This is a genomic window from Pseudomonas sp. TJI-51 (assembly GCF_000190455.2).
GTDB lineage: Bacteria > Pseudomonadota > Gammaproteobacteria > Pseudomonadales > Pseudomonadaceae > Aquipseudomonas > Aquipseudomonas juntendi.
Genome location: NZ_AEWE02000156.1, coordinates 16,669 through 26,327 on the forward strand (window position 1 = coordinate 16,669; position 9,659 = coordinate 26,327).

At 62.1% G+C, this 9,659-nt stretch carries 11 protein-coding genes; all 11 read right to left on the minus strand.

Translation table 11 applies throughout. The annotated features are described in order from the left end of the window. On the minus strand, positions 1–338 hold a 338-nt coding region (locus tag G1E_RS25460), incomplete at its 3' end, for a response regulator transcription factor (protein ID WP_047150236.1). 177 nt (positions 339–515) lie between these two features. After that, positions 516–1,925 (minus strand): threonine synthase, encoded by a 1,410-nt coding sequence (gene thrC / locus G1E_RS25465; RefSeq protein WP_009683448.1) that lies wholly within the window; start codon positions 1,923–1,925, stop codon positions 516–518. Positions 1,926–2,093: 168 nt separating this feature from the next. Further along, complete coding sequence (locus G1E_RS25470; RefSeq protein WP_009683447.1) at positions 2,094–3,398, minus strand: homoserine dehydrogenase; 1,305 nt, start codon at positions 3,396–3,398, stop codon at positions 2,094–2,096. Between the two features lie 82 nt (positions 3,399–3,480). Then, a complete protein-coding gene (locus tag G1E_RS25475) occupies positions 3,481–4,224 on the minus strand; it encodes a DsbC family protein (protein WP_009683446.1) in 744 nt (247 codons plus the stop codon). Between the two features lie 152 nt (positions 4,225–4,376). Continuing rightward, complete coding sequence (gene xerD, locus G1E_RS25480) at positions 4,377–5,273, minus strand: site-specific tyrosine recombinase XerD (RefSeq protein WP_009683445.1); 897 nt, start codon at positions 5,271–5,273, stop codon at positions 4,377–4,379. Between the two features lie 171 nt (positions 5,274–5,444). Beyond that, a complete protein-coding gene (locus G1E_RS25485) occupies positions 5,445–5,852 on the minus strand; it encodes an acyl-CoA thioesterase (protein WP_009683444.1) in 408 nt (135 codons plus the stop codon). 95 nt (positions 5,853–5,947) lie between these two features. Then, entirely contained in the window at positions 5,948–6,298 is a 351-nt protein-coding gene (gene rplS, locus G1E_RS25490) for a 50S ribosomal protein L19 (protein ID WP_003252148.1), read from the minus strand. 42 nt (positions 6,299–6,340) lie between these two features. Continuing rightward, positions 6,341–7,093: a tRNA (guanosine(37)-N1)-methyltransferase TrmD gene (trmD, locus tag G1E_RS25495; protein WP_009683443.1), complete on the minus strand. Its 753-nt coding sequence runs from the start codon at positions 7,091–7,093 to the stop codon at positions 6,341–6,343. A gap of 3 nt (positions 7,094–7,096) precedes the next feature. Beyond that, a complete protein-coding gene (gene rimM, locus G1E_RS25500; protein WP_009683442.1) occupies positions 7,097–7,633 on the minus strand; it encodes a ribosome maturation factor RimM in 537 nt (178 codons plus the stop codon). 5 nt (positions 7,634–7,638) lie between these two features. Continuing rightward, positions 7,639–7,890, minus strand: coding sequence for a 30S ribosomal protein S16 (gene rpsP / locus G1E_RS25505; protein ID WP_008094480.1), 252 nt, complete (start codon positions 7,888–7,890; stop codon positions 7,639–7,641). Positions 7,891–8,137: 247 nt separating this feature from the next. Beyond that, a complete protein-coding gene (gene ffh, locus G1E_RS25510) occupies positions 8,138–9,514 on the minus strand; it encodes a signal recognition particle protein (RefSeq protein WP_009683441.1) in 1,377 nt (458 codons plus the stop codon). Positions 9,515–9,659 lie beyond the last annotated feature (145 nt).

Genomic DNA, 9,659 nt, shown 5'->3' on the forward strand with positions numbered 1-9,659 from the left:
CGCGGCATCGACAACGGCCAGGGCAGCTCGGCGAGTACCCACAGGCCTTGCTTGCGCGCCTCTTGGGCCAGGTCGAAACGCTGCGGCGCAGGCTGGCCGACGAACAACAGGGCACGGGCCTGTGTCAGCCGTGCGAGCAGGGCACGGCCGGCCCTGGTTGGCATGGCATGGTCGAGAATCAGCAGGTCTGGGCGGCGTTCGGCGCCAAGGCGGGCATCCAGTTCAGCGGTGGTCGCGCTGATGCGCACAGCGAACACGCCTTGGGCGTTGAGGGCCTGGTGCAGCAGGATCTGGTGCGATGGGCGTGCCTGATGAATCAACACGACGGTCTGGTGCATGAGCCGCTCCTGATGGGAGGACCGGCTAATTTAGGCGCTGGTGAATGCCGCCTGAATAGGATGATTCTGATTAAGCTGCGGGAACTGGCTATACCGCGTCAGCTGAAGCCAACGCGGTTGCCTGCAGGAGCGGCCTTGTATCGCGACGGGGCTGCGCAGCAGCCCCAGGCACACCCATTACAATGGCTTGCCGCGGTTGCCATGCTGGCTGACAAAGCCCTGTACCGCTTTCAGGTCATTGGCCAGCACCGTGCAACGCTCCTCACGGCTGAACAGGTCGCTGAGGTGCGCCGGCAGCTCGAGTGCCTTGCCCACACCGGCCTTTTCTACCGCTTCAGGGAACTTGACCGGGTGCGCGGTACCCAGCACCACCATCGGCGTGTCCAGGTTGCGGCGGCACTCACGGGCGGCCTTGACGCCGATCGCGGTGTGCGGGTCGAGGACCTCGCCAGTGGCGGCGAACACCTCGGCGATGGTCTCGCAAGTCTGCTCGTCGCTGACGGCCAACGAATCGAACAGCTTGCGGGCTTCGGTCCAGCGGTCCTGCTCGACGCTGAAGCCGCCACCCTGCTTGAAGTTGGCCATCAGTTCGGCAATTGCGCCACCGTTGCGGCCGTGCAGGTCGAACAGCAGGCGCTCGAAGTTGGACGACACCATGATGTCCATCGACGGCGACAAGGTGGCGTGCAGGGTTTCCTTGACGTACTGGTTGCCGCTCATGAAGCGGTGCAGGATGTCGTTGCGGTTGGTGGCCACGATCAGCTGGCTGACCGGCAGGCCCATGTTGCGCGCCAGGTAGCCGGCAAAAATGTCGCCAAAGTTGCCGGTCGGCACCGAGAACGCCACGGAACGCGACGGCCCACCCAACTGCAGGGCGGCATGGAAGTAGTAGACGATCTGGGCCATGATGCGCGCCCAGTTGATCGAGTTCACGGCCACCAGGCGGGTGCCCTTGAGGAACGACTGGTCGGCGAAGCTGGCCTTGACCATTTCCTGGCAATCGTCGAAGTTGCCTTCGATGGCGATGTTGTGGATGTTGTCACCGAAAATGGTGGTCATCTGCCGGCGCTGTACTTCCGACACGCGCTGGTGCGGGTGCAGAATGAAGATGTCGACGTTGTCGCAACGGCGGCAGCCTTCGATGGCCGCGGAGCCGGTGTCACCACTGGTGGCGCCGATGATCACCACGCGCTCGTTGCGCTTGGCCAGCACGTGGTCGAGCAGGCGCCCGAGCAGTTGCAAGGCAAAGTCCTTGAACGCCAGGGTTGGGCCGTGGAACAGCTCGAGTACCCATTCGTTGCTGTTCAGCTGGCGCAGCGGGGCCACCGCTGCGTGGGCGAACTCGCCGTAGGTTTCTTCGAGGATCTTCTTGAAGTCGGCGTCGGCGATGCTGCCTTCAACGAACGGGCGCATGACCCTGAAGGCCAGTTCGTGGTACGGCAGGCCGGCCCACGAAGCGATTTCTTCCTGGGTGAAACGTGGCAGGTTTTCCGGCACATACAGGCCGCCGTCACTGGCCAGGCCAGCCAGCAGCACGTCTTCGAAATTCAGGGCCGGTGCCTGGCCGCGGGTACTGATATAGCGCATGGGTGCAAACCTTTGATTTGAGCGGCAAGCTGCGAGCGGCAAGCTACAAGAAAAGCCGACTGGCCTTGCTCTTGTGCTCTGCATCTCGCTGTTCCCGCGAATTAACTCTGTTCGAAGCCTCAAAACTGCACTGCCTTCACTTGCAGCTTGCAGCTTGAGGCTTGCCGCTTAATTGAGCTGCTCGACGCGAATGCGCACAACCTTGCCGACCACGTCCTGCAGGGCTTCCAGGGCGACGATGGCATCATTGATGCGCTGCTCGACCACGCCGTGGGTGACCAGGATCATCGGTACCAGGCCGTCCTGTTCCTCGGCTTCCTTCTGCATGATCGACTCGATGTTGATACCACGCTCGGAAAGGATGCTGGCCACCTGGGCCAGCACGCCTGGGTGATCCTTGGCCTGGATACGCAGGTAGTAGGCGCTCTCGCAGGCTTCGATCGGCAGGATCGGGTGGGCCGACAGCGAATCGGGCTGGAAGGCCAGGTGCGGTACGCGGTTTTCCGGGTCGGAGGTCATGGCACGGACCACATCGACCAGGTCGCCAACCACCGACGAGGCGGTTGGCTCCATGCCGGCACCGGCACCGTAGTACAGGGTCGAACCGGCGGCGTCACCGTTGACCATCACGGCGTTCATCACGCCGTTGACGTTGGCGATCAGGCGGTCGGCGGGGATCAAGGTCGGGTGCACGCGCAACTCGATGCCTTCAGCGGTGCGCCGGGCCACGCCCAGGTGCTTGATGCGGTAGCCGAGGGCCTCGGCGTAGTTCACGTCAGCGGTGGTCAGCTGGGTGATGCCTTCGGTATAGGCCTTGTCGAACTGCAGCGGAATGCCGAACGCGATGGAGGCGAGGATGGTCAGCTTGTGCGCAGCATCGATCCCTTCGACGTCGAAGGTAGGGTCGGCTTCGGCGTAGCCCAGCGCCTGGGCTTCGGCCAGCACATCGGGGAAGGCCCGGCCCTTCTCGCGCATTTCGGTGAGGATGAAGTTGCCGGTACCGTTGATGATGCCGGCCAGCCAGTTGATGCGGTTGGCTGACAGGCCTTCACGAATGGCCTTGATCACCGGAATGCCGCCGGCCACGGCCGCTTCGAAGGCGACGATCACGCCTTTTTCGCGGGCCTTGGCAAAGATTTCGTTGCCGTGCACGGCGATCAGCGCCTTGTTGGCGGTGACCACGTGCTTGCCGTTCTCGATGGCCTTGAGCACCAGGTCGCGGGCGATGGTGTAGCCGCCGATCAGCTCGATGACGATGTCGATCTCGGGGTTGCTCGCAACGTCGAACACATCAGCGGTAATGGGGGTACCGGTAATCTGGCAGTTCGGGTTCTGCGAGCGCATGGCGATCTGTGCCACTTCAATACCGCGCCCGGCACGACGGGCAATCTCCTCGGCGTTGCGCTGAAGTACATTGAAGGTTCCGCCACCGACGGTCCCCAACCCACAGATGCCTACTTTGACCGGTTTCACTGTGAACTCCCCATTGAACGGCCGGCACCTTGCCGACCGTGAAACATGCCGTCACCCCATGACGACGGCGTACTGAATTGGATTACTTGGCCAGCGCCAGCTTGGCGACCTGTGGCGCCGGCTGGTAGCCCGGAATGACCTGGCCGCTTTCCAGCACGATGGCCGGCGTGCCGTTGACACCGATCGACTGGCCCAGCTGGAACTGCTTGCCGACCGGGTTGGCGCACTTGGCCGCCTTGATTTCCTCGCCTTCGACCATTTTGTCCATCGCCGCGCGGCGGTCGCTGGAGCACCACACCGCCTGCAATTGCTGGTCACCCGGCGAACCGAGGCCCTGGCGCGGGAAGGCGACATAGCGCACTTCGATACCGCGGCGGTTCAGTTCAGGCACTTCGGCGTGCAGCTTGTGGCAGTACGGGCAGGTGGTGTCGGTAAAGACGGTGATATGCGACTTGGTTTCGCCCTTGGCAGGATAAACCACCATCTCGGCGGCTGGAATGCCGTTGATGAGCTTGGCCACGCCTTGGCGTTCGGTTTTTTCGGTAAGGTTGACCGGCTTGCCGTTCTGGATCTGGAACAGATAACCCTGCATCACGAACTGGCCATCGGCGCTGGCGTAGAGCACCCGGCCGCCCTGCAGCTTGACTTCGTACAGGCCGTTCAGCGGGCTGCTGGCCACGCTTTCCACGGGTACTTCCAGCTCGAGGTTTTGCAGTGATTTACGGATGGCCTGCTCGGCACCGGTATTGCTGTCGGTTGCCGCGGCAAGCGCAAAGGTACTGGCCAGCGCCAACGCGGCGGCGGCGAAAAACTGGGTCACGCGCATGGGAACTCCTGAAGGCGGACAGGGACCGGAGGGCGCCACCGGCGAAAAAGAGCGGTGAGCGTGCGGCCCTTGGTGCAAACCGCCCAAGCCTACCACATCACGCTGCTGGTGAAGGGCCTGGCAAGGACCGGTCGGCGGAACATGAAAAACATTCATCCACGCGGGTGGTGCTGGGCGTGCAACTGTTGCAGGCGAGCCTTGGCCACATGGGTGTAGATCTGCGTGGTCGACAGGTCGCTGTGGCCCAGCAGCATCTGCACCACGCGCAGGTCGGCGCCATGGTTGAGCAAATGGGTGGCAAAGGCATGGCGCAGCGTATGCGGGGACAGCGGCTTGTCGATACCGGCCACGCGGGCATGGTGCTTGATGCGGTGCCAGAAGGTCTGGCGGGTCATCTGCTCGCCGCGAAGGCTGGGGAACAGTACATCACTGGGGCGGCCATTGAGCAGTTCGGCACGGCCACTGCGCAGGTAGCGCTCCAGCCATACCACGGCTTCTTCGCCCATGGGAACCAGGCGCTCTTTGCTGCCTTTGCCCATGACCCGCAGCACGCCCTGGCGCAGGTTGACCTGGTCGAGGGCCAGGCTGACCAGTTCGGTGACGCGCAGACCACAGGCGTACAGCACTTCGAGCATGGCGCGATCACGCTGGCCGATGGCCTCGCCCAGGTCCGGGGCCTGCAGCAGGGCTTCGACGTCCGCTTCGGACAGCGACTTGGGTAAAGGCTTGCCCAGTTGCGGCATGTCGACCTGCAAGGTCGGGTCGATGGCCACCAGCTTTTCCCGCAACAGGTAACGGAAGAAGCCGCGCAGGCCGGAGATGAAACGTGCCGTGGAACGCGGCTTGTAGCCCTGCTCCAGGCGCCAGGCCAGGTGGTCGAGGATCAGGTCGCGGCCAGCGTCGGGCAGCGCCACGGAGCGCTCATGCAGCCAGCCGTTGAACAGGGCCAGGTCACTGCGGTAGGACACGCGGGTGTTGTCGGACAGGCCTTTCTCAAGCCACAGGGCGTCGAGGAACTGGTCGATCAGGGGGTGGTCTAGGGCGGGCATTCAGGGCTGCTGGGTGTTGGAGATGGGGCTAGTGTTTCACAGCAGCCTGGGGGTTGTCTGTACCGGCCTCTTCGCGGGCACGCCCGCTCCCACAGGGCCTGCACAGGCTTTGAATGCTTTGCATGGCTTGTAGAAGCGAGCGCGCCGGCGAAAGGGCCAGTGCAGAAGAACTCAGGCCTGGGGCAAAACCGGCACCGGGCGCTTGTCCTCGTCGATGGCGACAAAGCTGAACACCCCATGGATTGCACGCTCACGGCCGTCCAGGTACATGTTTTCTACGAACACATCCACTTGCACCTGCAAACTGGTGTTGCCGACCTTGATCACCGTGCCCACCAACTCGACGATCGAGCCCGCCGGGATCGGGTGCTTGAAGTCGATGCGGTCGGTGGACACGGTCACCAGCGGCAGGCGGCAGAAGCGCGTGGCAGCGATGAACGACACCTCGTCCATCCAGGCCAGCGCAGTACCGCCGAACAGGGTGTTGTGGTGGTTGGTGGTGTTGGGGAACACCGCCTTGGTCACGCGGGTAACCGACAGTTCGGTGCGGCGCTGAATTTCCTGGTCTCGGGTAGTCATCGCAATTCGATCTTCTGAAGGTTGAAAAAGCAAAAAAGCAGCCCGAAGGCTGCTTTTCTCTCGCTAGGCGGCCTCGGCCACCGGGCAAACTGTACTCAGGACAGTTTTTCCTTGATGCGAGCGGCTTTGCCGGACAGGTCGCGCAGGTAGTACAGCTTGGCTTTACGCACGTCACCACGACGTTTCACGGCCAGGCTGTCGATTTGCGGGCTGTAGGTCTGGAAGGTACGCTCTACGCCAACGCCGCTGGAGATCTTGCGCACGGTGAAGGCGCTGTTCAGACCGCGGTTACGCTTGGCGATAACGACGCCTTCGAACGCCTGCAGACGGGAACGCTCACCTTCCTTCACTTTAACCTGAACGACAACGGTGTCGCCTGGTGCGAAGGTCGGGATTTCCTTGCTCATCTGCTCGGCTTCGAGCTGCTGGATGATCTTGTTGGTCATGCTGTGCTCCTAAGATGGATACGCGATCCACCATCGATACGTTTAACTATCGTCCCGCTCGCGGAGATATTCCTCGAGCAGCTTCTTCTCTTCTCCAGAAAGCGAGCGACTTTCCAGAAGATCGGCGCGTCGTTCGAAGGTCCTACCAAGGGACTGCTTCATCCTCCAACGCCGGATGTGTGCATGGTTGCCACTTAGCAACACGTCGGGAACACGCTGATCCGCATACACCTCAGGCCGGGTGTAGTGCGGGCAATCAAGCAGACCGTCGGTAAAGGAATCCTCTTCCGCCGAGTCCACATGCCCTAAAGCTCCGGGCAGCAGCCGCGTAACCGCATCGATCAGTACCATGGCCGGCAGCTCGCCACCGGAAAGCACAAAGTCACCAATCGACCACTCCTCATCGACATGAGCCTCGATAAAGCGCTCGTCGATGCCCTCATAACGACCGGCGATCAGGATCAACGACTCCTGTTCGGCCAGGCCTTTGACCGCTTGCTGAGTCAGCTTGCGGCCTTGTGGCGAAAGGTAGATCACCTTCGCCGCAGCTCCGGTTGCCTGCCTGGCGCTAACCAGTGCATCTTCCAGAGGCTTGATTTTCATCACCATGCCCGGACCACCGCCAAACGGCCGATCATCTACCGTGTGGTGACGATCTGTGGTGTAGTCCCGCGGGTTCCAGCAAGTCACCTGAAGCAACCCTTGTTTCACCGCGCGGCTGGTAATGCCGTACTCCGTGATGGCCGAGAACATCTCGGGGAACAACGTGATGACATCTACGCGAAGGTTACCCATCGTTTAGAAATCCGCGTCCCACTCAACCCGCATCGTGCCTGCTTCCAGGTCGATTGCCAGCACGCATTGCTCCGTATAGGGCAACAGCCGCTCGCGATCATCCAGGCTGCCCGCACAGGGCTTGACCACCATTACATCGTTCGCGCCAGTCTCCAACAGGTGATCGACCTTGCCGAACAGGTGTTCGTCCTGGTTGATGACCTTCAGACCCACCAACTGATACCAGTAGTACTCGTCGGCAGCCAGGTTGGGCAAAAGGCTCCGCGCAATGCAGATTTCGTAACCGCTCAGAAGCCGGGCTTCATCACGATCATCGAGGCCTTTCAGTTTCACGACCAGGCCCTTTTGGGAGCCACGACCGCTGACCAGCTCGACCTGCTTTACCTTGCCTTCGTGCCGAAGCGTCCAGCGCGGATAATCCAACAGGTTTTCAATCGGATCGGTAAAGGAATACACCTTCACCTCGCCGCGAACGCCGTGAACCGAAAAAATCTTGCCAACGACGATGAGGTCGTCAGCCTTTTCTGGCGTCGCGTTCATACGTTTCAGGCAGCGGCCTTGGCAGCGTCCTTCAGCAGCTGAGCAACGCGCTCAGACGGCTGTGCGCCCTGGCTCAGCCAGTAGGTGACGCGCTCCTGGTTGACCGACAGCTTGACTTCGGCGCCCGATGCGATCGGGTTGAAGAAGCCAACGCGCTCAACGAAACGGCCGTCACGGGCGTTACGCGAGTTGGTCACGGTCAGGTGGTAGAATGGGCGCTTTTTCGAGCCGCCACGGGCCAGACGAATGGTTACCATGTGAACATCGTTCCTATAGTCGGTGTTGCAGTTTTTACTGCAAATCTGAATGCCAAATAGGCACACGGGTGCCCAAAAGGCCGCATATTCTCGGGGAATACACGGACATTTGCAAATGACTTTTTCGGCAAGGCACCGCCCCGCCGTCCAGATTTGCCGGTTGCGCCGCGAAATTCGCGGCCGTTGCCCCGCCATGGCGGGGGTTCTGGGTGCCTGCCCGACGAAAGGCAGGCACCCGGAATACGTGTTACAGCTTGGGCATGCCGCCGCCCGGGAGCATACCGCCCAGGCCGCGCATCATCTTGGCCATGCCGCCCTTGGCAGAGAACTTCTTCATCATCTTCTGCATCTGCTTGTGCTGCTTGATCAGCCGGCCGATGTCCTGCACCTGGGTACCGGAACCCAGGGCGATACGGCGCTTGCGCGAACCGCTGATCAGGTCAGGGTCGCGGCGCTCGGCCGGGGTCATGGAGTTGATGATCGCTTCCATCTGCTTGAACTGCTTCTCGGCCGCGCCCTGGGCGTTGCCCATCTGCGACAGGTTGACCCCGCCGATGCTCGGCAGCTTGTCCATCAGGCCACCCAGGCCGCCCATGTTCTTCATTTGCTGCAGCTGGTCGCGGAAGTCTTCGAGGTCGAAGCCCTTGCCCTTCTTCAGCTTCTTGGCGAGCTTGTCGGCCTTGGCCTTGTCGATGGTCTGCTCGGCCTGCTCGATCAGGCTGAGTACATCGCCCATGCCCAGGATGCGCGAGGCCACACGGTCGGGGTGGAACGGCTCGAGGGCCTCGGTTTTTTCACCCATACCGATGAACTTGATCGGCTTGCCGGTAATGGCACGCACCGACAGCGCAGCACCGCCACGGGCGTCACCGTCGACCTTGGTCAATACCACGCCGGTCAGCGGCAGCGCCTCGCCAAAGGCCTTGGCGGTGTTGGCGGCGTCCTGGCCGGTCATGGCGTCGACCACGAACAGGGTTTCGATCGGCTTGACCGCAGCGTGCAGCGCCTTGATCTCGGCCATCATGTCGGCATCGATGTGCAGGCGGCCGGCGGTGTCGACGATGACCACGTCGATGAACTTGAGCTTGGCTTCGCGGATGGCCGCTTCGGCAATGGCCACCGGCTTCTGGCTGATGTCGGACGGGAAGAAGGTGACACCGATGTCGTTGGCCAGGGTTTCCAGCTGCTTGATCGCCGCCGGGCGATAGACGTCGGCGGACACCACCATCACGCTCTTTTTCTTGCGCTCCTTGAGGAAGCGCGCCAGCTTGCCAGCGGTGGTGGTCTTGCCGGCGCCCTGCAAGCCGGCCATCAGTACCACGGCAGGCGGGGCGGCATTGAGCGCCAGGTCTTCGTTGGCCGCGCCCATGAGGCTTTCGAGCTCGGCCTGCACGATCTTGACGAACGCTTGGCCCGGGGTGAGGCTGCGCGACACTTCGGTGCCGACCGCACGGTCCTTGACGCTGTTGACGAAATCCTTGACCACCGGCAGGGCGACGTCGGCCTCGAGCAGGGCCATGCGCACTTCGCGCAGCGTGTCCTTGATGTTGTCTTCAGTCAGCTTGGCCTTGCCGGTGACGTGGCGCAGCGTCTGTGACAGGCGGTCGGTCAGGTTTTCGAACATGGTGATCCTTTCAGGCCCAGTAAAGCCGAGGTTTGTCAGGCGCCTGCAGGGAAAAGCATACCCGCCAGGCACAGCAAGGCGGCGATTATAGCGAAGTGCGGCGGCGGCGCCCACCTTGGCTTCCGAGCGGCAAGCGGCAAGCGGC